Origin of the sequence: Burkholderia gladioli (genome assembly GCF_000959725.1) — a bacterium.
Taxonomy (GTDB): Bacteria; Pseudomonadota; Gammaproteobacteria; order Burkholderiales; family Burkholderiaceae; genus Burkholderia; species Burkholderia gladioli.
On the sequence record NZ_CP009322.1, the window covers coordinates 1,451,978 to 1,472,835 of the forward strand.

Genomic DNA, 20,858 nt, shown 5'->3' on the forward strand with positions numbered 1-20,858 from the left:
ATTTTTCAGTTATTCCATTCAGTAGAATTTCTGGCATCGATTGAGGCATTCGCGTTTCGTTGACCGGATTCAGGGACTTCCCTGATCGTCCAGAGGGATGCGCGCCGGAGCGCGGCGCGGTAGAGTCGAGGGCGTCCCGGCGCGGCCGGGCGAAGATTCCGTTAAATGGAATACCGAGAGGAAAAGTGGCGGGTAGAAAACAGGAAAACGGAATGTCCGGCGAGCAGCCCGGCGACAACGCTTGCGGCCCCGGCGTGCTGCAGCGCTCCTTCGCGCTGATCCGCGCGTTGGGCGAGAACCAGGCCGAGGGCAGCCGCGTGACGATGCTGGCCAAGGCGGTCGGGCTGACCCAGGCGACCGTGCATCGGCTGCTGCAGGGGCTGATCGCCGAGCAGGTGGTCGAGCAGGACGAGCGCACCAAGCGCTACCGGCTCAGCGTGGCCTTCTTCGCGATGGCGGCCCAGGCGGGCAATCCCAACGGGATGCGCACGCTGTGCCGCCCGGCGCTGCTGCGGCTGTGCGCGAGCCTGGGCGACACCATCTTCCTGATGGTGAAAAGCAGCTTCGACGCGGTCTGCCTCGATATCTGCGAGGGGCCGTTCCCGATCCGCTCCTTCACCGGCAATATCGGTGGGCGCGTGGCGCTGGGCGTGGGCCAGGGCAGCCTGGCGATCCTGGCCTTCCAGCCCGAGGACGAGCGCGAGGAGATCATCCGCTTCAACGTGCCGCGCATGCGCGGCCAGGGCGTGCTCGACGAGGTCTACCTGCGCACCGAGATCGACCGCGTGCGCGCGCTCGGTTATGCCGGGCGCAACAGCGGCGTGCTGGAGGACATGGCCGGGGTGGCGGTGCCGATCCTCGATCGCAACCAGGTGGCGGTGGCGGCGCTGAGCGTGGGCACGCTCTCGACGCGGCTCACCGAGGAGCGCCTGCCGACCGTGGTGCAGCTGCTCAAGCGCCAGGCCGAGATCATCGGGCCGCAGATGAACCCGTTCGACGCGGCGATGCGCGATCCGATCCAGGGCCTCACGCCGGTGTATTCGACGCGCGTATCCGGCACGGTGTGAGGCATGGCGCGAACGCGCGCGGCGAAGCGGCGGGCGGCCCGTTCAGCGCGTCGCGACGCGCTTGCGGCCCTGGCGCAGGACGGTATTCAGCGGCGTCGAGATGTGCCGGTAGACGACATGCGCCACCACCGCCGCGACGGCGAGATAGAGCACCAGCCAGACCGGCTTCCAGGCCGCGATGATGTTCTCGCGCGTCAGGTACTCGCGCAGCAGGCCCAGCACGACGATATGGAACAGGTAGAGCTCGTAGCTGCGTTCGCCGAAGAAAGCGATGAACGGGCGCAGCCCCGTGCGTGACACGGCGGGCGGTGAACCCGGCTCGCGGTTCGCGATGCCGTGCAAGAGCGCGCCGGTGCCCAGCGCGACCACCGACACGCCCCACACCACGTTGCGCATGATCGGCCCGGCCAGCCAGGTGGCCGCGATCGCGAGCCCGGCGCCCCAGGCGAGCGCGCGGAACGCCTCGCGCGAGATCGGCCGTGCCGGCAGCAGCGCCACGCCGCAGCCGATCGCGATCGCATCGAAGCACGACAGATAGCCATAGAGCGCGACGATCTCGTCGTTCGCATGCAGGTAGCGCCAAACCGGCGCGAGCAGCACCGGCACCGCGAGCAGCGGCAGGATCAGGCGGCGCCGTTTCAGCAGTAGGCACAGCAGCGGAAACGCCAGGTAGAACACCTCCTCCACCGACAGCGACCAGAGGATGTTCATGCTGTAGTTGAAGTAACCGACGCGCGCCATCAGCAGGTTGTGCCAGAACGTCAGCACCGACAGCACGGCGAGCGGCATGCTCGCGGTATCGGGCTTGTCGACGAAGGAGCGCAGGCCGAGCGCGCCGAGCACCACGATGATCGCCAGCAGCAACAGCAGGCACGGCAGGATGCGCGCCGCGCGGATCCGGTAGAAGGCGGCGGGGCGGATCGCGCCGAGCGAGCCGAAACGGCGCAGCGAGGTGGCGGTGATCAGGTAGCCGGACACGACGAAGAACATCGTCACGCCGTAGTTGCCGTTGCGGACCACGGCGCGGATCGCGTTCGACAGCCAGGGCAGCTCGACGGGCAGCACGTCGAGCCGGTAAGTCAGGTGAAAATGCAGCAACAGCACCGCCAGGATGGCAATGCCGCGCAGCAGGTCGACGCCTGCGCTGCGGCGCGATGAATCCAAGGAACCTCCGGGAAAGACGGGGCCCGGGCCACCGGCGGCACGCGGTGCCGCGCGGGTCCGCCCGCGCCGGAGCGCCGATTGTCGCGGATTTGCCCGCGCCCGGCCAGCGTTCGCGCGCGGCCGTGGGCTTGACGCTGGCCGGCGGGCCATCGAAGATGCTGCCTTTCGCCCCTGCCCTCGCCTTCCCGCGCAAGGCGCGCCGCCCTCGCCCGCTTCCGATGACACCCCGACTCGCCCTGTTCGATTTCGACGGCACGCTTGCCGATTCCTATCCGCTGTTCGCCGATGCGCTGAACGAGCTGGCCGCGCGCCACGGCTTCCGGCACACCGACGCCGATACGCAGCAGCGCTTGCGTGGCCTGAGCGCCACCGAGGTGCTGCGCGAGCTGGCCTTGCCGCTGTGGAAGGTGCCGGCCGTGCTCGGCGACGCTCGCAAGCTGATGCGCGAGCGGATCGACGAGGTGGCGCCGTTCGCGGGCATCGTCGAGACGCTGCACGCGCTGATCGATCGCGGCGTGGCGGTGGCCGTCGCCACCTCGAACTCGCCCGAGAACGTGCGCGCCGTGCTCGGCGACAGCCTGATCGCACGTTTCGCGGCCATCGAATGCAGCTCGTCGCTGTTCGGCAAGTCGCATCGCCTGCGCGGCATTCTTCGCAAGACCGGCATACCCGCCGAGCAGGCGATCTACGTCGGCGACGAGATCCGCGACGCGGAAGCGGCGCGCGGCGTCGGCCTGGCCTATGGCGCCGTCGCCTGGGGTTACACGCAGTTGGAGGCGCTGCTCGGAACGCAGCCGCAAGCGGTGTTTCGCGTGCCGGCCGACCTGCTCTCGCTGGCCGGGCCGATCGAGGGCGCGGGGCACGGCTGATCGCCTCGGGCTGCCGTCACTCGGCCAGCACCTCGCGCAGGAAATCCACCAGGGCCGTTTGCGTGTCGTTCAGGGCCTGGCCGTTGCTGACCAGCGCGAGCTCGGTCGGCGGCAAGGCCGGCAGCGCATCGCAGACCTCGTGCTCCGGCAGCAAGGCCGTGCTCGGCAGCACCGTCAGGCCCAAGCCCGAGGCCACGGCCGCCTGGATGCCCGTCAGGCTGTGGCTGCCGAAGGTCACGCGCCAGCGCCGCTGCGCCTGGTCGAGCGCGCGGATCGCCCGCTGCCGGTACAGGCAGCCCTGCGGAAACAGCGCGAGCGGAATCGGCTCGCCGCTCGCCGCCTCCGCCAGCGCCGCGTGCCGGCCTTGCACCCAGACCAGCCGCTCCGGCCATGCGGCCAGGCAATCGCCGCTGTCCGGCTCGCGCTTGATCAGCGCGATCTCGATCTCGTCGGCGGCCAGCTTGCGGCGCAGCTCCGTGCTCATCCCCGCCACCGTCTCGAGCCGCGCATCGGGGCGCGCCGCCACGAAGCCCGACAGGATCGCCGCCATGCGCCGCGCATCGAAATCCTCGGGCACGCCGAGCCGGATCGGCGTGCGGCGCACCCCGCTGGCGAGCGCGTCCTGCGCCTCCTGCGACAGCGCCAGCAGGCGCCGCGCGTATTGCGCGAGCAGCTCGCCATGCTCGGTCGGCGTCACCTGGTTGCCGGTGCGATCGCGCAGCAACAAGGTATGGCCGACCATCTCCTCGAGGCGCCTGACCTGCTGGCTGACGGTGGATTGCGTGCGATGCACGCGCTCGGCCGCGCGCGTGAAGCTGCCTTCGTCGACCACGCAGATCAGCGAATTGAGCAGTTCGAGGTCGAGCATGATCGGCTCCCGTTATTCGATTCTCAACTGAGGAAGCGATTTTAATTTAATTTCCCCAATGAGCAAGCGGGCCCTAGGCTATCGATTCGAACCACGATCCCGCCAGGACCCACCATGTCGCTTTCCCATACGCCCCGCCCCCAATGGCTGACCTTCGACTGCTACGGCACGCTGATCCAGTGGGACGAAGGCCTGCAGGCCGCGGTCGGCGACATCCTCGCCGGCAAGGGCGCGCAGGCCGTGTCGACCGCCGAGCTGATCGCCGTCTACGACCGCCACGAACACGCGCTCGAGCAGACCCCGCCGCATCGCTCGTTCCGCGAGCTGTCGGGCGAGGCGTTGAAGCTCGCGCTGCGGGAATGGAGGCTGGCCGCAGACGACGCCGACGCGCGGCGCCTGACCGACAGCATCTCGGCGATGCCGCCGTTCCCGGAAGTGGTCGAGGCGCTGCGCGCGCTGAAGGCGGCCGGCTACCGGCTCTGCATCGTCTCGAACACCGACGACGACGTGATCGCCGGCAACGTCGCCCAGCTCGGCGGCACCATCGATCGCGTGATCACCGCCCAGCAGGCCGGCGCCTACAAGCCGAGCCGGCGAATCTTCGAGCATGCGCATCGCGAGCTCGGCGTGACGCGCGAGCAGGTGGTGCATATCTGCGCCAGCCCGCACCTGGACCACGCCGCCGCGCGCGAGCTCGGCTTTCGCTGCGTGTGGATCGATCGCGGCACCGGCCGCGCGCTGCTGCCCGACTATCGCCCCGACGCGACGCTCGCCACGCTCGACCAGCTGCCGGCGCTGTTCGACGCGCTGGGCTGGTAAGGTGGCGAAACGCGAACGCATCCACGGAGACGACCCACATGGCACATCAACTCGATTTCGCATCGACAGGGCGCGCGCGACGCGCGGGGCTCGACGCCGATGCGGTGCAGGCCGCCCGCGTCGAACTGGCCGCCTGCTTCCGGCTGGCCGCGCTGCACGGCCTGGAGGAAGGCATCTGCAATCACTTCTCGGCGGTGGTGCCGGGGCATGAGGACCTGTTCCTGGTCAATCCCTATGGCTACGCGTTCTCGGAGATCACCGCATCGCGCCTGCTGATCTGCGACTACGAAGGCCGGGTGATCGACGGCGAGGGGCAGCCCGAGGCGACCGCCTTCCACATCCACGCGCGCCTGCACCAGGCCATGCCGCGCGTGAAGGCGGCCTTCCACACGCACATGCCGAACGCCACCGCGCTGTGCCTGCTCGAAGGACCGCCCCTGCTGTGGCTGGGGCAGACGGCATTGAAGTTCTACGGGCGCACGGCCGTCGACGAGCAGTACAACGGGCTCGCGCTGGACGGCGCCGAAGGCGACCGGATCGCGCGCGCGATGGGCGACGCCGACGTGCTGTTCCTGAAGAATCACGGCGTGATGGTGGCGGGTGCCAGCATCGCCGAAGCCTGGGACGATCTCTACTACCTCGAACGCGCGGCCGAGGTGCAGTTGAAGGCGATGCGGAGTGGCCGGCCGCTCAAGCCGGTGCCGCACGAGATCGCGCAGCGCGCCTACGAGCAGATGCGGCTCGGCGACGAGGACAGCGCGCGGGCGCATCTGGCCAGCGCGCTGCGTCGGCTGCGCGAGGCCGGCAGCGATTTCGAAGCCTGACAAGCCGAGCGCCGGACCAGCTCAATCGAAATGCATGGAATCGGCGCTCTGGCGCCGGCAGGCCGACATCACCGGCCCGATCGCGGCCGAGCTCTGCACGCCGGGCAGGTTCTGCAACAGGCATTCGTTGAAGGCCTTGTCCGACGGGGACAGCATGCTCCATTGCCGATAGAGCCGATCGCAGGACCCCCGCAGGATCTCCACCACGTTGCGGTTCCAGGTGTTCGAGAGCGAGCGCAGGATGCAGGCGTTGTAGTTGGCCTCCTCGTTGAACGCGAACGCTGGGCTGGCCGAGGCAGCCAGCGTCGACACCAGCAGGGTGCGAATCAGGGTTTGGCGGATGGTTTTCATGGCGGGTTCGGATCGTGGCGGATCGCTTCGGGCCGGGGCGACGGACCTGCATCTCGGCTTGCGCGTATTTGACAGATTGGCGACGACGCGGTTTCACCGGCTTTCGGCGGCGCCGCGCGTTTTTCGTCTTCGTGTAAACAAACCGGGGCCGAGGATTATTCCAGCGTGCCGGCCACGGGTGGTTTGCGTGTTCCGGCCAGGCATCGCGTCGATATAATGTTTTGCGCCGCACAACGCAGGCGGCATGAAAACAATTGAATCGACGGGGCTGATCAAATGAATTGGGATGAGGTACCGCGTGCGCTGCGGGATCGTTACAAAGCGATCTCGGGCGACCGTCTCGGCGGCATGACGTTGCACATACTGGAATCGACGAACACCGGCAAGCTGCCGACTCGACCCGGTATCGACAGCGAATCCTACGCCTTGTTCGCCGAGCAATTCAACTCGACCCTGCTGGCCGCGCACTTCTTCGAGAACCTGATGCACGGCGAGGACCACCGCCTGGAAACGACCGGCTACGAGGCGTTCCAGATCACGATCCCGGAACGTTATTTCCGGCACCCGGGCCTGACCGACGCCGCGCCGATGAGCAAGGAGGAAACCCGCGAGATCAGGCAGGCCGTGGACGAGACGAAAGCACGGCTGAATTTCTCCAAGGACATGTCCTTCGTGGCCGGCCAGCTCTACAAGCTCGAATTCATCTCGGTGTTCTCTTATCTCGAAGCCTATGTCGACAGTCTCCTGACAGAATTCGTCGGGATGAGCAAGCTGGAAGCCTTCAGGATGGTGCGCGACAAAGGCTTGCCGGAGGTCCTCCGCTTCGCGCTGGACGAGATCGATCCGCGCATCCTGCAATGTTTCGCGCTATTCGAGGAGGATGCGCTGAAGTTCATCGACTTCTGCCATATCGTCAGGAACCAGCACGTCCACCGGCTCGGCATTACCACGGCGCGCGCCTACAAGAACTACGAGGAAGGCGGCTTTCTCTGCCACGACCACTTCGCGGACAGCGGCGAACCCGACACGAGCTTCGCCCGCACCAATTTCCACTTCTGCGACACCATCATCCGCGTCGGCCAGCCGATCAATCTCTCGGCGATCTCCCGGCCGTTCAGGCTGTTCGTGCGCGAACTGGCCACCATCACGGAGCACTTCTGCCAATCGCGCCGCGCCTCGGCGGCGGCTTGATCCCTTGCGTGCCGATGCGCGGCGGCCTTGCCGCCTTGCATCGGCGTGACACGCAGGCTCAGACCGGCGACGGATTGCGCTCCGAGAAGCCTTCCTGGTGCCAGTACGGATACACCGGCCGCACGCGGCTCGCCTCGTCCAGCCTCGCGACCTGCTCGGGCGTGAGGTTCCAGCCCACCGCGCCGAGGTTCTGCCGCAACTGCTCCTCGTTGCGCGCGCCGATCAGCACGGTCGCCACGGTCGGGCGCTGCAGCAGCCAGTTCAACGCGATCTGCGGGATGGTCTTGCCGGTTTCGGCGGCGATCTCGTCCAGCGCGTCGACCACGCGATACAGGTACTCGTCCGGCACCGGCGGGCCGTAATCGGCCGTCTTGTGCAGGCGGCTGAGTTCCGGCAGCGGCTGGCCGCGACGGATCTTGCCGGTCAGGCGCCCCCAGCCCAGCGGGCTCCAGACCACCGCGCCCACGCCCTGGTCGATGCCCAGCGGCATCAGCTCCCATTCGTAGTCGCGGCCGATCAGCGAGTAGTAGGTCTGGTTCGCCACATAGCGCGGATAACCGTAGCGGTCGGCCACGTCGAGCGACTTCATCAGGTGCCAGCCCGAGAAGTTCGACACGCCGGTGTAGCGGATCTTGCCGGCGCGCACCAGGTCGTCGAGCGTCGAGAGCACTTCCTGTACCGGCGTCCTGGCGTCGAAGCCGTGCAGCTGGAACAGGTCGATGTAGTCGGTCTGCAGGCGCTTGAGCGCGCTGTCGACGGCGCGGATCAGGTGGAAGCGCGACGAGCCCACGTTGTTGGGGCCGTCGTCGAAGCGGAAGGTCGCCTTGGTCGAGATCAGCGCCTTGTCGCGGCGGCCCTTGAGGGCCTCGCCGAGGATCGATTCCGAGGCGCCGCCCGAATAGATGTCGGCGCTGTCGAACATGGTCAGCCCCGAATCCAGGCAGATGTCGACCAGCTTGCGTGCCTCGGCGACATCGGTCTCGCCCCATGCCTGGAACAGCTCGCCCTTGCCGCCGAACGTGCCGGTGCCGAAGCTCAGTACCGGGACCTTGAAACCTGATGCGCCGAGATGTCGATATTCCATGCCAATTCCCGAAAGAAGGTGGAGGGTCGCGAATGCGATCGCCGGCACCGCGGCCGCCGCACCGACGACGCGATGGACGCCTCGCACGCATGCGTCGATGCCTGTATCGATCCATTCGCGAAACAGCGGCGATGACGCGTCGCGTCGGCGCCGGGCCATTAACTTAACGCAAGTCCGGCAATCCCGCAGGGACCTGGTCCGCGCCTGCCTCAGGCCGGCGCGGCCAGGCCGAACATCCGGATGCGGTCGCGCCCCAGACGCTTGGCTTCATACAGGGCCAGGTCGGCATGGGACAGCAGTTGGCGCAAGCTCAGCTGGGATCCGCTGGCCACGCCCAGGCTGGCGGTGACCGGCACCGCGGTCCCATCGGCCGCGAACACCGCCACGGCCCGGATTGCCGCGAGCAGGCGCTCCGCCAGCGACAGGGCAGCCGCGACGTCGACCGCATGAAGCAGGACCACGAACTCCTCGCCGCCGAATCGGGCCACCAGGTCCCCCGGGCGGACCTGGCTCGCCAGGGCATCGGCCACCTTCACGAGCACGCCGTCGCCCACGGGATGTCCGAACCGATCGTTGATCGACTTGAAGTGGTCCAGGTCCAGCAGGATGAGAAACGGTTGCCCGGCCGGGTCCGCCCCCCTCAGCTTGATCTGGCCGAATGTCTCGAATGCGCGGCGATTGAACAGCTTCGTCAGCGCATCCGTCTGCGCCTGCCGTTTCAGTTTTTCGGCCAGGCTGGCTCGCTCGCGCATCCTGGACTCGAGAATATCGAATGCATCGAACAACACCTGCAGTTCCCTGGCGCTGTTGCGCCGCAATCCCTTGGGCATCCTCGTCTCGTCGGCCAGCGTGATGACGGCTTCGCTGACCTCGAGCAGCGGCCGCAGCACGCGAAAGTGCATGATCGACATCAGTCCGGCGACCAGCGCGACGACGACAAGCGCGAGAAGCGCCGCGACGACCAGCAGCACCAGCCGGTATCGCTCCTGCTCGACGTAGGCATCGACCAATGTCTCGAGGTAGTGACGACGCATGTCTTCGAGCGGACGCAGCGCCTGGACATAGCGCGCAGTGAAGTCGGCCACCGTCATCGTGTCGAGGCGAGCGCGGCGCCCGGCATGGGTCAGGCTGTCGATCAGGGGCAAGCCGTCTCTCGCGAATGCGCCCCATGCCTCGGCGCGACGCCGCGCGATTTCCACGGATCGTTCGTCCAGGCCGGACTGCCACCAGAACACCCTGATCCGTTCCGACAGTCGATCAATGTTCTCGAGGTTGCGTTCCGACAGCGGCGTGTGCGTCGCCATCGAGGCCACGAGACAGGAACCCAGGCGCCCGGCCGCGTCACGCACCTCCGCCAGCGCCATGGCCTGCAAGACGGCGCCTTGAAGGGACGGCGTCGAGGTGATCGTGTTCGCTGCGTGGGCCGCCACCACGTCGTGCATCGCGTCGTAAGCCGCAAACATGGCGTCGATCGAGTCCTGCACGTCCACGCCTGGCGGATCGACCTGCAGGGCGCGCAGATCAACCAGCCGACGCGCCTCGGCGAGCCGGCGCTTCACCAGGGCTGCTTGCGACGAGGAGAGATATCGGGCACTTGCCGCGTCGAGGTCGCGATCCGTCTTCGCGCGGCCTCGCGCCAGCCAGGCGACGGCGGCCGACGAGGCATGGCCGGAGGCCGTCATGACGACATTCGACGGGGCCCGTTCGGAGGAGATGTCGTTGGCGACGTCGAGCAAGACGCGCAACTCGCGCAGTAGCCTGGCGTGGTGACGTGCCTGGGAAAACGCCTCGTAGACCTGACCCAGCGCCAGTATCGCGAGGGCGGCAACGAGCAGGATAGCCAGGATCGCCCGCCACCACAGCCGCCTGCCTATGCTTGCCGAACGGAACGCGCGCATGTCGGACTTCCTAGAAACCGCAACGCCATCCCTCGTCCATGCCGCATCGAATCATGCCCTTGTCCACGCTCGCTCCCCGAGGCTCCCGTCCCCCACGACGCTGCGATTGCCGACGCTCCCGCAACGAGCTCATTGCCCCGGGGTTCTGGCCTGCCCGGCGTCGTCCCGGTCGCTGGGATATCGGTATTGGCCATAGCGGATCAGCAGCACGCCGACCGCGATCAGCACGATCGCGCCGGCCGATGCCAGCAGATGCAGCTCCGTGTTCGAACCTGAACGCAGGATCACGTCCCGCGCGATGGAAACGATGGCGATATACAGGGGAAAACGCACGGGCAACTGACCGGACTTGAGGTATTGCCCGACCATCGCGAACACTTCCAGATAGAGGAACATCAGCAGCAGATCGGTCAGGGTCACCCCGTCCGAATAGGCGATTTTCCAGACCAGGTGCCCCATCGCGATTGCCGTGCCGATCCCGATGACGAGCAGACCGAACAGTTCGGCGAACTCCATGGCTCGCTCGAGCCGCGTCTTCAACACCTTCTGCAGCGCATTTTCGTATTTCATGGATAAACCCGTCGTGGTCCGATGTGTGCGGATGGTAACGCGCCATTTTTAACGAACAAAGTCGCATCGCCGGCGCGAGCCGCCTTGCGATGAGGCGGGTTGTCGCACCCTGCCGAGGCGAGGCGCGCCGCCCATGCGCGACTACGCTCGAGGACGATCTTTCCGCACACCGAACGAAATGTCTTTCGACGCCGTCTCGTCGCGAACCGAGGATGTCATGCGCGGCTCGCCACGGGGCCGTCGGTGTCGCCGGCTTCGATTCGCGGCATCCTGATTCGTTGCGAAAGCGTCCCGTCGACGAGGCGTTCGAGCATCAGTTCGGCAAGCTGCCGGCCGGTCTCCTGCCCCGTCGGCTGTATCACGGCGGTGACACGACGAGGCAACGCGGCATCGCTCGACACGCCGTCGTAGACGATCAGGGAGATGTCGCTGCCCACGCCGAGCCGGCTGTCGACGAGTGCCCGAAACGCGCCCGCGCCCGCGATATTGTTGTCGACCAGCAGCGCGGTCGGCCGAGGTTCGCGAGCGAGCAGCGATTGTGCGGCCCGCATGCCGCCGTCGTGACTCAAGGCGGACTGGACAAGCAGTTCCGGCTCGGCCGGCACGCCGGCTTCGGACAAGCCGGCAAGAAAGCCCGCGCGCCGCTGCGCCGCGAAGCTAAACGAAAGCGGTGCGCTGATCATCGCGATTCGCCGATGGCCGAAACCGAGCAATCGACCCACCGCGAGCCTGGCGCCTGCCTCGTTGTCGAAGTCGAAGCAGGCATACGGCTGCGCGATATTCGTTCGGCCGTATGCGACGAAGGGAAAGGCCCGCGAGCGGAGATAGGCGATGCGAGGATCGTCGACCAGGGTGCGCGCCACGATCAGCCCATCGATCCGCTTGCCGTCCACCAGGCGCCGGTACGTCTCGAGTTCGGCACCGGGGCGTGCCGCTGCGACGATGAAGTCCAGTTCGTGCTCGGCGAGCCGCTCGGTCACTCCCGCCACCACCTCGCCGAAGCGCGCATCGCCGAGATCCTCTCCACCAAACGGATAGATCATTCCGATCACGTCGGCGCGGCCTGTCGCGAGTCGCCGCGCGGCCGAGTCGGCAACGTAGCCCATCTCCCGTGCAGCCGCCGCCACACGTGCACGAGTGGCCTCGCTGACATCGTCATAACCGTTCAAGGCGCGGCTGACCGTGGTGCGCGACAGTCCGAGCGCTGCCGACAGCGCCTTCAAACTCACCTTCACGCCTGCGCCTCCCCCTGGCCGTTCCCGCCGTCGCGCCAGCGAGGGCAATCATCGCCGCACGTGAAACGTAAAATTTTTTTGAAAAAACAAACGTCCAAACCGGTTTGGATGCTAAATCAAACCGGTTTGGACGTCAAAAAAATAATTCCCTCCAAGAGATCGACGTGCCGGGCAGGCGTGGCCTGGCGCGATTCGGCAGCCCGGCCGGAGCGCTGCCCTACTTCCTCGCCCCCTGCACCTTCAGCGTCAACCTCGCCTCCAGCCCGCCGCCGGCACGATTGCGCAGCACCAGCGTGGAGTCCATCGCCTGCGTCAGTTGCCGCGCGATCGCAAGCCCCAGCCCCGTGCCGCCGGTGCCGCGATTGCGCGAGGTCTCGATCCGCACGAAGGGCTCGAACACGGCCTCCAGCGATTCCTCGGGAATCCCCGGCCCGCGATCGAGCACGGCCACCTCGGCATGGCCCTCGGGGGTGAGCGTCACCTCCAGCTCGGCCGCGCCGCTGAACTTCAGCGCGTTGTCCACCAGGTTGCCGACCACGCGCCGCAGCGCCTGCGGCCGCGCCGTCACGGCGATGTCGACGCGCCTGGCGAAGGTCACGTTCTGCTCGGCGTCGATGTAGTCGCAGACGATGCTGTCGAGCATCGCGTCGAGATCGATCCGGCACGGTGCTTCGGAGGTGCTGTGCACGGTCCGCGCGTAGGCCACGCCCTCCTTCACCAATTGCCCCATCTCGGTCAGGTCCTGGCGCAGCTTGGCGGCCTGCACGTCGTCGTCCATCACGTCGACGCGCAGGCGCATGCGCGTGATCGGCGTCTGCAGGTCGTGCGAGATCGCGGCCAGGATCTGCATGCGCTCGGCTGTGTAGGTGGCGATCCGGTCCTGCATGGCATTGAAGGCCCGCGCCGCGCGCGCCACCTCGGAAGGCCCCGTCTCGGGCAGCCGCTCGCCCTTCAGGTCCGGCCCGAGCGCATCGGCCGCGCGAGCCAGGTCGTGCAGCGGCCGCGTGGCGAGGCGCACCGCCAGCCAGCAGCAGAACGCCAGCAAGGCCAGTTGTACCACCAGCACCGCCGGCAGCCAGCCAGACAGCGGCACGCTCGACATCGGATGCAGGTCGATCGTCAGCGGCGAGCCGTCGGACAGCTTCAGGTGCACCTGCAGATGCTCGGCGTCGCCGGGAATCGCGTTGGCCGTCACCGGGTAGGCGCGGCCGATGCCGTCGGTGATCGAGCGTTCGACGCGGGCCGACAGCTCCGCGTCGACCGGCCCGCCCGGCAGCCCCGGCCCCAGCTCGAAGCGGTAGCTGCGACGCGCCAGCTTGGGCAGCCAGGCCTCGCGCTCGTTCGGCGGCAGGTGGTCGAGCAGCGCGACGGAGGCCACCACCTCGCGCTCGATGTAGCCCATCATCAGCGTGGTGGTGGCCTGGTCGCGCTCGGTCAGCGTCAGCCAGAACGACAGCATCTGCGCGGCCGCCAGGCCCACGCACAGGATCAAGGCCAGGCGCGCGAACAGCGAGCGCGGCCAGTGCGCGAGAGACTTGTCGCTCATGTGGGCTCGTCGATCACGGTAACCGCCGCCGAGAACACATAGCCCTCGCTGCGCAGCGTCTTGATGTAGCGCGGCTCGCGCGCGGTGTCGCGCAGCCGCTGGCGCAGCCGGCTGACCAGCAGGTCGATCGAGCGGTCGAACGGATCGGCCTGGCGCCCTTGCGTCAGGTTCAGCAACTGGTCGCGCGTCAGCACGCGCTGCGGATGGTCGACGAACACGCGCAGCAGCCGGTATTCGGCGCCGCTCAGCGCGACCATGGTGCCGTCCTCGTCGAGCAGGTGGCGCCCGGTGGTATCGAGCCGCCAGTCGCCGAAGGCCAGCCATTGCGCGGCCTCGGTCACCTGCATGCCGGGCGGCAGCATGCGCGCGCGGCGCAGCACGGCGCGGATCCGCGCATACAGCTCGCGTACCGCGAAGGGCTTGGTCAGGTAGTCGTCGGCGCCCATCTCCAGGCCGACGATGCGATCGGTTTCCTCGTCGCGCGCGGTCAGCATCACCACCGGCACCGAGCGGAACTTGCCGGCGCGCAGCTCGCGGCACAGCACCAGGCCGTCGTCGCCGGGCATCATCACGTCGAGCACGATCAGGTCCGGCGCGCCGTATTCCAGCGTGGCGCGCATCTCGCGGCCATTGGCGGCCAACGAGACGCGAATGCCGTTCTTCTCCAGGTACTGGCCCACCAGTTCGCGGATGCCGCGATCGTCGTCGACGATCAGCACGTGGTCCGGACGCTCGCTGTTCATCAGGCACGCTCCTCGCGGCGACGCACGGCCGACGGGCCGCGCGAGGGCACCGTGGTGCAGGCGAAGGGATGGCTCAGCTCGCTGGCCACGCCGCCCGCCAGGAAGGCGAGGATCGCCAGCAGGCGCTGCAGCGGGCCGCGGCGCGGCTTCGATTCGGGCTTCATGCGTCCTCCACGACGGACAGGCTCGCGCCGTTGGCCACCGCCGCTTCCAGCGCGTAGGGATCGACGCCGTCGAGGCAGCCGATGTTCACGCGCCAGCGCAGCGGGTCCACGCGAGTCTGGTGAAACGGATAGATCCCGCAATGGCGGCAGAAGAAATGCTTCGCGACGCGGGTATTGAACTGGTATTCGGTCAGCGCGTCCTCGCCGGCCAGGATCGTCAGGTTCTCGCGGGCGAAGGCCGGCGTCATCAGCGCGCCCTTGCGGCGGCACAGGCTGCAGTTGCAGCGCGCGGCGGGCACGAGCGGCGTGCGCACCTCGAAACGGACGGCCCCGCAATGGCAGGAACCTTGAAAAGACTCGGCGTTCATCGTGCGCCCCTCCGTGGTCATCATGGAATGACGGTTTTATAGCCGATTGCAGTCCCTGATTTGTGTCGCAATGTATCTGAATTCGCCGTCGATACACAACATTGCACACCCATGGGCGGCCCGAAACATCCGCGATACGGGCGCGGGCTCCAATACCTCCATCGCCGGTCGGCCCGGCGGATCGGCCCTGCCGGCGCGCCTCGCGCGCCCCGCACCGCCGATCCCGCCCCGCCGACCGACGGCACGCCGGCGGCGCCCACCGCGCTGCCGGCGGCCCTCAACCGAAACCGATGGAAACTCCACCATGCGCCCGCTCTATCGTCTGTTTGCCGCCGCCGGCACCATTGCCGCCTGCGCCGCCGTGATCGCCGCCACCCAGCCGCCCGGCATCGCCGGCGCCGCACAGGCGAGCACCCCGACCACCGCGCCCGACTTCACCGGCATCAACCAGTGGCTGAACGGCCCGCCGCAATCGCTCGACAAGCTGCGCGGCAAGGTGGTGCTGGTCGATTTCTGGACCTATACCTGCATCAACTGCATCCACACGCTGCCCCACGTCCAGGGCTGGTACGACAAATACAAGTCGCAAGGCCTGACCGTGGTGGGCGTGCACACGCCCGAATACCCGTTCGAGCACAGCACCTCGAACGTGCGCGACGCGATCAAGCGCTTCGGCCTGACCTACCCGGTCGCGCAGGACAACGACTACGCCACCTGGCGCGCCTACGACAACCAGTATTGGCCGGCCGTCTACCTGATCGACAAGACGGGCAGGATCGTCTACCGGCACTTCGGCGAGGGCGACTACGAGCAGACCGACGCCGAGATCGCCCGGCTGCTCGCCCAGCCGGGCTGAGCCCCGGCCGGCGCGGCTTGCCGGCTGCGCCGCCGGGGCCGCGCAGCCCGATTCTCTCCCCGGTCGCCGCGATCGCGCAAAGATGCCCGCCGCACGCGGGTATCGACAAATCCCGTTGCCGCCTACAATGTCGCCCGCGGGAACGGCCGAGGCGACGCGCCCCGGGCCGGCCCGCGCGCGGGACTGACCAACCCGCGCGCGGGCCACGCCGCCTGGCAGCGCCTCGCGCGGCCGACGGCCGCCACGCCGCGGTACGTCGCGCCACGCCGACGCGCCTTTCGGCCCAGTCCTCCCGTACGCATTCATCTGCCCGGCGCGCCGCCGCTTCACGGCCGGCATGCCGCCATGGCCACGCATAATCACAACGTCGACGAGGGTATCTCGTGGTATTCAGCAGCATCGTGTTCCTGGGCCTGTTCCTGCCGGTGACGTTCGTCACCTACTACCTGGCCCCCGCCCGATTTCGCAATGCCCTGCTGGCGCTGGCCAGCATCGTGTTCTACGCCTGGGGCGAGCCGCGTTTCGTGATCCTGATGCTGGGCTCGGTCGCCATGAACTTCTGGGGCGCCCGGCTGCTGGACCGGACCCGGGCGCGCCGGCGCGTGCTGGGCTGCCTGGTGGGCCTCAACCTGCTGCTGCTCGGCATCTTCAAGTACGCCAATTTCGCGGTCGACAACCTCAACGCGCTGCTGGTGCCGGCGGGCCTGTCGGCCATCTCGATCAAGGCCGTCGCGCTGCCGATCGGCATCTCGTTCTACACCTTCCACGCGATCTCCTACCTGGTCGACATCTACCGGCGCAATGCCACGCCGAATCGCAATATCGTCGACTACAGCCTCTACATCATGTTGTTCCCGCAACTGGTGGCCGGCCCGATCATCCGCTACAAGGACATCCACACGCAGCTGGCGCGCCGCGACAGCACGCTCGACGACATCACCGCCGGCATCCTGCGCTTCACCATGGGGCTGGCCAAGAAGGTGCTGATCGCCAACCAGCTCGGCCTGATCGCCGATACCGGCTTCAACGCGCCGGCCGACCAGCTCGGCGCGGCCGCGGCCTGGTTCTGCCTGCTGTGCTACACGCTGCAGATCTACTTCGACTTCTCCGGCTACAGCGACATGGCGATCGGCCTGGGCCGCCTGTTCGGCTTCCGCTTCCCGGAGAACTTCAACTATCCCTACAGCGCGCGCTCGATCCAGGATTTCTGGCGGCGCTGGCATATCTCGCTGTCGACCTGGTTCCGCGACTACGTCTACATCCCGCTCGGCGGCAACCGCCGCGGCGAGGGCCGCACGCTGCTGAACCTGTGGATCGTGTTCCTGCTGACGGGGATCTGGCACGGCGCGAGCTGGAATTTCGTGGTGTGGGGCGCGCTGCACGGCTTCTTCCTGATGCTGGAGCGCTTCGGGCGCAACGCCGGGCTGCCGGTGCCCAGGCCGCTCGCCCAGCTCTACGCGATGCTGGTGGTGATGCTCGCCTGGGTATTCTTCCGCACCGAATCCCTGCCCCAGGCGAGGCATTACCTGCTGGCGCTGCTCGGCCACTGGCCCGCCGCGCAGCAGAGCGTGACGCTGGCATCGCTGTGGTCGACGCAGACGCTGGTGCTGCTGGTGGTGGCGGTGCTGCTCGCGCTCGGCGCGTATCCGCTCCTGCAGCGCCGTCTCCAGCCGATGTGGGCGCGCCTCGCCGCGCTGTCGCTCGACGGCTGGCTGCGCGCCGCGCTGGTCGCGCCCGCGCTGATCCTGAGCGCCATGTCGATCGCGCTCGGCCAATACAACCCCTTCATCTATTTCCGCTTCTGACGGCATGAGCACGCAGCACTCCGATCCCCAGGCCGCCTCCAACCGCCCCGGCAGCTCGCTGGCCCGCGGCTTGAACCGCGCGGCCGTGGCCATCGTCTTCTTCGCCATCCTGGCGCTGCCGATCCTGTGGTTCGGGCGCCCCGGCTTCGTGCCGGCCGCGCAGGAAAACCGCCGGCTGGAACCCTTCCCGTCCTATTCGCTGTTCTGGTTCCAGAACTTCGAGCGCTGGTTCAGCGACCGCTACGGCATGCGCGACGCGCTGCTGCATTACGGATCGCGCCTGCAGATGGCGCGCACCGGCACGCCCAGCAACCCGAACGTCGTGATCGGCCGCGACGGCTGGCTGTTCTACGACGAGTACTACACGCCGGGCCAGCCGCACTTCGCCTCGCTGTACGGCAAGGCGCCCTTCTCCGCCTCCGACCTGCGAACGATCAGCGGCAACCTGGATGCCGTGCGCGCGCATCTCGCCGCCTGCGGCATCGGCTTCTACGTGGTGCTGGCGCCCGACAAGCAGAGCGTCTATGCCGACAAGCTGCAATCGCCGCCGCCGGCCGGCACGGTCACCCAGGCCGACCAGTTCGCCACCGAGCTTGGCCGGGCGGCGCCGAAGCTGGCCTTCATCGACCTGCGCGCGCCGCTCGAAGCCGCCCGCTCGTCCGAGCAATACGACCTGTACAAGCGCACCGACAGCCACTGGAACACCCTGGGCGCCTTCATCGGCTACCAGGCCATCGCCTCGCGCCTGGTGCGCGACGGCGTGCTGGCCGCTGCACCGCGCGCCGAGCGCCAGGCCTACGCGATCAGTCGGACCCGCTTCGAGGGCGGCGACATCGCGGTGAACCTGCTCGACCTGCCGGGCTACTTCCTCGACTACATCGTGTCGCTCACGCCGCGCGTGCCGCGCCGGGCGCATGGCGTGACGGTGCCCGGCTGGCCGACGGACCCGGTCGATGCCCACAACGTCATGGAGAACCCGGGCGCCACGGGCAGCCTGCTGCTGTATCGCGATTCGTTCGCGGGCGAACTGATTCCCTTCCTCGGCGAGGACGTCCATCGGCTGTATACGCAACGCGGAACCCGCGTCGACGGCGCGCTGGTCCGCCGGGCGCAGCCCAGGGCCGTGGTGCTGGAAATCGTCGAACGCAGCCTGCCCCATCTGCTCGACGCGCCCGTCAATCTCGACCAGGCCTGCCGGCCCTGACAAGCCGGCCGCGCCAGATGCTTGAAAAACACAAGGCCCGGCAATCGCCGGGCCTTGTGCCTTGCAAGCCGTTCACCGGGCCGACTGGCGGCCCAGTCGGCGCCCTTGCGCGCCGACTTCCATCAGAAGCCCAGGTCCGGGCCGCCCGGCGCGCCCGCCGGTGCCCCGGCCGCTGCCGGCTTCGGCTGCTCGTGCACGGTGGCGTCGGTGGTCAGCAGCAGGCCCGCCACCGATGCCGCGTTCTGCAGCGCGGTGCGCGTGACCTTGGTCGGATCGAGCACGCCCGATTCCACCAGGTCGCCATATTCGCCGCTCGCCGCGTTGTAGCCGAAATTGCCGCTGCCCTCGGCCACCTTGGCCACCACCACGCTGGCTTCCTCGCCGGCATTGCTCACGATCTGCCGCAGCGGCTCCTCGAGCGCGCGCAGCACGATCTTCACGCCGGCATCCTGGTCCGGGTTCGCGCCGCGCACTTCGCGAATCGCCTGCTTCACGCGGATCAGGGCCACGCCGCCGCCCGGCACGATGCCTTCCTCGACGGCCGCGCGCGTGGCGTGCAGCGCATCGTCGACGCGATCCTTCTTCTCCTTGACCTCGATCTCGGTCGCGCCGCCCACCTTGATCACCGCCACGCCGCCCGCCAGCTTGGCGACCCGCTCCTGCAGCTTCTCGCGGTCGTAGTCGGAGCTCGCATCCTCGATCTGCACGCGGATCTGCTTGACGCGCGCCTCGATCGAGGCCTTGTCGCCGGCGCCGTCGATCACCGTGGTGTTTTCCTTGCCCACCTCGATGCGCTTGGCCTGGCCCAGCTCGGCCAGCGTCGCCTTCTCCAGCGTGAGGCCGGTTTCCTCGGCGATCACCTGGCCGCCCGTCAGGATCGCGATGTCCTCCAGCAGCGCTTTGCGGCGATCGCCGAAGCCGGGCGCCTTGACCGCGACCGTCTTGAGGATGCCGCGGATGTTGTTGACCACCAGGGTGGCCAGCGCCTCGCCCTCGACGTCCTCGGCGATGATCAGCAGCGGCCGGCCGGCCTTGGCCACCTGCTCGAGCACCGGCAGCAGGTCACGGATGTTCGACACCTTCTTGTCGTGCAGCAGCACGTAGGGGCTGTCGAGCACCGCGACCTGGCGATCGGGGTTGTTGACGAAGTACGGCGAGAGATAACCGCGGTCGAATTGCAGGCCCTCCACCACGTCGAGCTCGTCGGCCAGCGACTTGCCGTCCTCGACGGTGATCACGCCTTCCTTGCCGACGCGGTCGATCGCCTCGGCGATGCGCTGGCCGATCGACTCCTCGCCGTTGGCCGAGATCGTCGCGACCTGGGCGATCTCCTTGCTGGTGGTGGTCGGCTTGCTGATCTTCTTCAGCTCCTCGATCGCGGCCACCACGGCCTTGTCGATGCCGCGCTTCAGGTCCAGCGGATTGAGGCCCGCCGCCACGTATTTCTGCCCTTCGCGCACGATCGCCTGGGCCAGCACGGTGGCCGTGGTGGTGCCGTCGCCGGCCGTGTCGCTGGTCTTCGAGGCCACTTCCTTGACCAGTTGCGCGCCGATGTTCTGCAGCTTGTCGGCCAGCTCGATCTCCTTGGCGACCGACACGCCGTCCTTGGTCACGATCGGCGCGCCGAAGCTGCGCTCCAGCACCACGTTGCGGCCCTTCGGGCCCAGCGTGACCTTCACCGCGTCGGCCAGGATGTTGACGCCTTCGATCAGCTTCGCGCGGTTGACGTCGCCGAAAACGATATCTTTTGCAGCCATGTTGGACTCTCTCAGGTTCAGACGTTGACGACCGCGACGACATCTTCCTCGCGCAGTACCAGCAGCTCGTTGCTGTCGACCTTGACGGTCTGGCCGGCGTACTTGCCGAACAGCACGCGGTCGCCGACCTTCAGGTCGGGCTCGATCCGCTTGCCGTCGTTGTCGCGCCGGCCCGGGCCGACGGCGATCACTTCGCCCTGGTCGGGCTTCTCGGCCGCGCTGTCGGGCAGCACGATGCCGGAGGCCGTCTTGGTTTCCTGGTCGAGTCGTTTGACGATCACGCGATCGTGCAGCGGACGAAGGCTCATCGGTGCGTTCCTCTGGTGATGGTTGGCGTGGTATCTGGCACTCGCATCGGGCGAGTGCTGACAGAAGCCAGTATAAAAACCGGCCCGGCGCCGATCCAATAACGGATACGCAGAAGGTTATGAGCCGGGGATGGAAAGGATATGGCGGCGCGCGATATCCGGCGAGG

General features: G+C 67.8%; 21 protein-coding genes. 8 read left to right on the forward strand and 13 right to left on the reverse strand.

The window, feature by feature from the left end; all coding sequences use genetic code 11:
• Positions 1-212 precede the first annotated feature (212 nt).
• Complete coding sequence (locus BM43_RS06895; RefSeq protein WP_036056166.1) at positions 213-1,067, forward strand: IclR family transcriptional regulator; 855 nt, start codon at positions 213-215, stop codon at positions 1,065-1,067.
• Positions 1,068-1,109: 42 nt separating this feature from the next.
• On the opposite strand, the gene BM43_RS06900 is transcribed toward BM43_RS06895, so the two are convergent.
• Positions 1,110-2,231, reverse strand: coding sequence for an acyltransferase family protein (locus BM43_RS06900; RefSeq protein ID WP_036056164.1), 1,122 nt, complete (start codon positions 2,229-2,231; stop codon positions 1,110-1,112).
• Between the two features lie 218 nt (positions 2,232-2,449).
• Here BM43_RS06900 and BM43_RS06905 point away from each other — a divergent pair, with 218 nt between their 5' ends.
• The gene (locus BM43_RS06905) at positions 2,450-3,100 is read left to right on the forward strand and encodes an HAD hydrolase-like protein (protein ID WP_036057271.1); all 651 of its coding nucleotides are present in this window, start codon (positions 2,450-2,452) and stop codon (positions 3,098-3,100) included.
• A 16-nt stretch (positions 3,101-3,116) separates the two neighbouring features.
• On the opposite strand, the gene BM43_RS06910 is transcribed toward BM43_RS06905, so the two are convergent.
• Positions 3,117-3,968 carry a LysR family transcriptional regulator gene (locus BM43_RS06910; RefSeq protein WP_036056162.1) on the reverse strand — a complete coding sequence of 284 codons (852 nt, stop codon included), beginning with the start codon at positions 3,966-3,968 and terminating at the stop codon, positions 3,117-3,119.
• Positions 3,969-4,082: 114 nt separating this feature from the next.
• Between BM43_RS06910 and BM43_RS06915 the strand changes: the two genes are divergently transcribed.
• On the forward strand, positions 4,083-4,787 hold the full coding sequence (locus BM43_RS06915) for a haloacid dehalogenase type II (RefSeq protein ID WP_036056159.1): 705 nt from the start codon (positions 4,083-4,085) through the stop codon (positions 4,785-4,787).
• Between the two features lie 38 nt (positions 4,788-4,825).
• The gene (locus tag BM43_RS06920; RefSeq protein WP_036056157.1) at positions 4,826-5,611 is read left to right on the forward strand and encodes an aldolase; all 786 of its coding nucleotides are present in this window, start codon (positions 4,826-4,828) and stop codon (positions 5,609-5,611) included.
• A 21-nt stretch (positions 5,612-5,632) separates the two neighbouring features.
• Here the strand turns inward: BM43_RS06920 and BM43_RS06925 are convergent, their stop codons facing one another.
• Positions 5,633-5,962: a VF_A0006 family four-cysteine protein gene (locus BM43_RS06925; RefSeq protein ID WP_013690371.1), complete on the reverse strand. Its 330-nt coding sequence runs from the start codon at positions 5,960-5,962 to the stop codon at positions 5,633-5,635.
• Positions 5,963-6,310: 348 nt separating this feature from the next.
• On the opposite strand from BM43_RS06925, the gene BM43_RS06930 reads away from it, so the two are divergent.
• Positions 6,311-7,153, forward strand: coding sequence for a hypothetical protein (locus BM43_RS06930; RefSeq protein ID WP_144417631.1), 843 nt, complete (start codon positions 6,311-6,313; stop codon positions 7,151-7,153).
• Positions 7,154-7,211: 58 nt separating this feature from the next.
• Here BM43_RS06930 and BM43_RS06935 read toward each other — a convergent pair whose 3' ends face one another.
• From BM43_RS06935 to BM43_RS06965, 8 genes are all read right to left on the reverse strand, one after another.
• On the reverse strand, positions 7,212-8,237 hold the full coding sequence (locus BM43_RS06935) for an aldo/keto reductase (protein ID WP_013690373.1): 1,026 nt from the start codon (positions 8,235-8,237) through the stop codon (positions 7,212-7,214).
• A gap of 209 nt (positions 8,238-8,446) precedes the next feature.
• Entirely contained in the window at positions 8,447-10,135 is a 1,689-nt protein-coding gene (locus tag BM43_RS06940) for a GGDEF domain-containing protein (protein ID WP_080742037.1), read from the reverse strand.
• 129 nt (positions 10,136-10,264) lie between these two features.
• A complete protein-coding gene (locus BM43_RS06945) occupies positions 10,265-10,705 on the reverse strand; it encodes a phosphate-starvation-inducible protein PsiE (RefSeq protein ID WP_013690375.1) in 441 nt (146 codons plus the stop codon).
• Between the two features lie 215 nt (positions 10,706-10,920).
• Positions 10,921-11,940 (reverse strand): substrate-binding domain-containing protein, encoded by a 1,020-nt coding sequence (locus BM43_RS06950; protein WP_036056151.1) that lies wholly within the window; start codon positions 11,938-11,940, stop codon positions 10,921-10,923.
• Between the two features lie 217 nt (positions 11,941-12,157).
• Entirely contained in the window at positions 12,158-13,486 is a 1,329-nt protein-coding gene (locus BM43_RS06955; protein ID WP_036056149.1) for an ATP-binding protein, read from the reverse strand.
• Positions 13,483-14,229 carry a response regulator gene (locus BM43_RS06960; protein ID WP_017918264.1) on the reverse strand — a complete coding sequence of 249 codons (747 nt, stop codon included), beginning with the start codon at positions 14,227-14,229 and terminating at the stop codon, positions 13,483-13,485. Before BM43_RS06960 ends, BM43_RS06955 begins: the two co-directional genes overlap by 4 nt.
• Positions 14,229-14,393, reverse strand: coding sequence for a hypothetical protein (locus tag BM43_RS41295; RefSeq protein WP_017918263.1), 165 nt, complete (start codon positions 14,391-14,393; stop codon positions 14,229-14,231). The genes BM43_RS06960 and BM43_RS41295 overlap by 1 nt, the downstream gene beginning before the upstream one ends.
• Complete coding sequence (locus BM43_RS06965) at positions 14,390-14,761, reverse strand: GFA family protein (protein ID WP_036056147.1); 372 nt, start codon at positions 14,759-14,761, stop codon at positions 14,390-14,392. Before BM43_RS06965 ends, BM43_RS41295 begins: the two co-directional genes overlap by 4 nt.
• A 304-nt stretch (positions 14,762-15,065) precedes the next feature.
• Here BM43_RS06965 and BM43_RS06970 point away from each other — a divergent pair, with 304 nt between their 5' ends.
• The 3 genes from BM43_RS06970 to BM43_RS06980 all read left to right on the forward strand — a co-directional run bounded on the left by BM43_RS06970 (position 15,066) and on the right by BM43_RS06980 (position 18,626).
• Complete coding sequence (locus tag BM43_RS06970; RefSeq protein ID WP_036056146.1) at positions 15,066-15,617, forward strand: thioredoxin family protein; 552 nt, start codon at positions 15,066-15,068, stop codon at positions 15,615-15,617.
• Between the two features lie 383 nt (positions 15,618-16,000).
• Positions 16,001-17,422 (forward strand): MBOAT family O-acyltransferase, encoded by a 1,422-nt coding sequence (locus BM43_RS06975; protein WP_036056144.1) that lies wholly within the window; start codon positions 16,001-16,003, stop codon positions 17,420-17,422.
• A gap of 4 nt (positions 17,423-17,426) precedes the next feature.
• Positions 17,427-18,626, forward strand: coding sequence for an alginate O-acetyltransferase AlgX-related protein (locus BM43_RS06980; protein WP_036056142.1), 1,200 nt, complete (start codon positions 17,427-17,429; stop codon positions 18,624-18,626).
• Between the two features lie 122 nt (positions 18,627-18,748).
• Here BM43_RS06980 and groL read toward each other — a convergent pair whose 3' ends face one another.
• Positions 18,749-20,383, reverse strand: a complete 1,635-nt coding sequence (gene groL, locus BM43_RS06985; RefSeq protein ID WP_013690383.1) for a chaperonin GroEL — start codon at positions 20,381-20,383, stop codon at positions 18,749-18,751.
• 17 nt (positions 20,384-20,400) lie between these two features.
• A complete protein-coding gene (groES, locus tag BM43_RS06990; RefSeq protein WP_013690384.1) occupies positions 20,401-20,691 on the reverse strand; it encodes a co-chaperone GroES in 291 nt (96 codons plus the stop codon).
• Between the last annotated feature and the right edge of the window lie 167 nt (positions 20,692-20,858).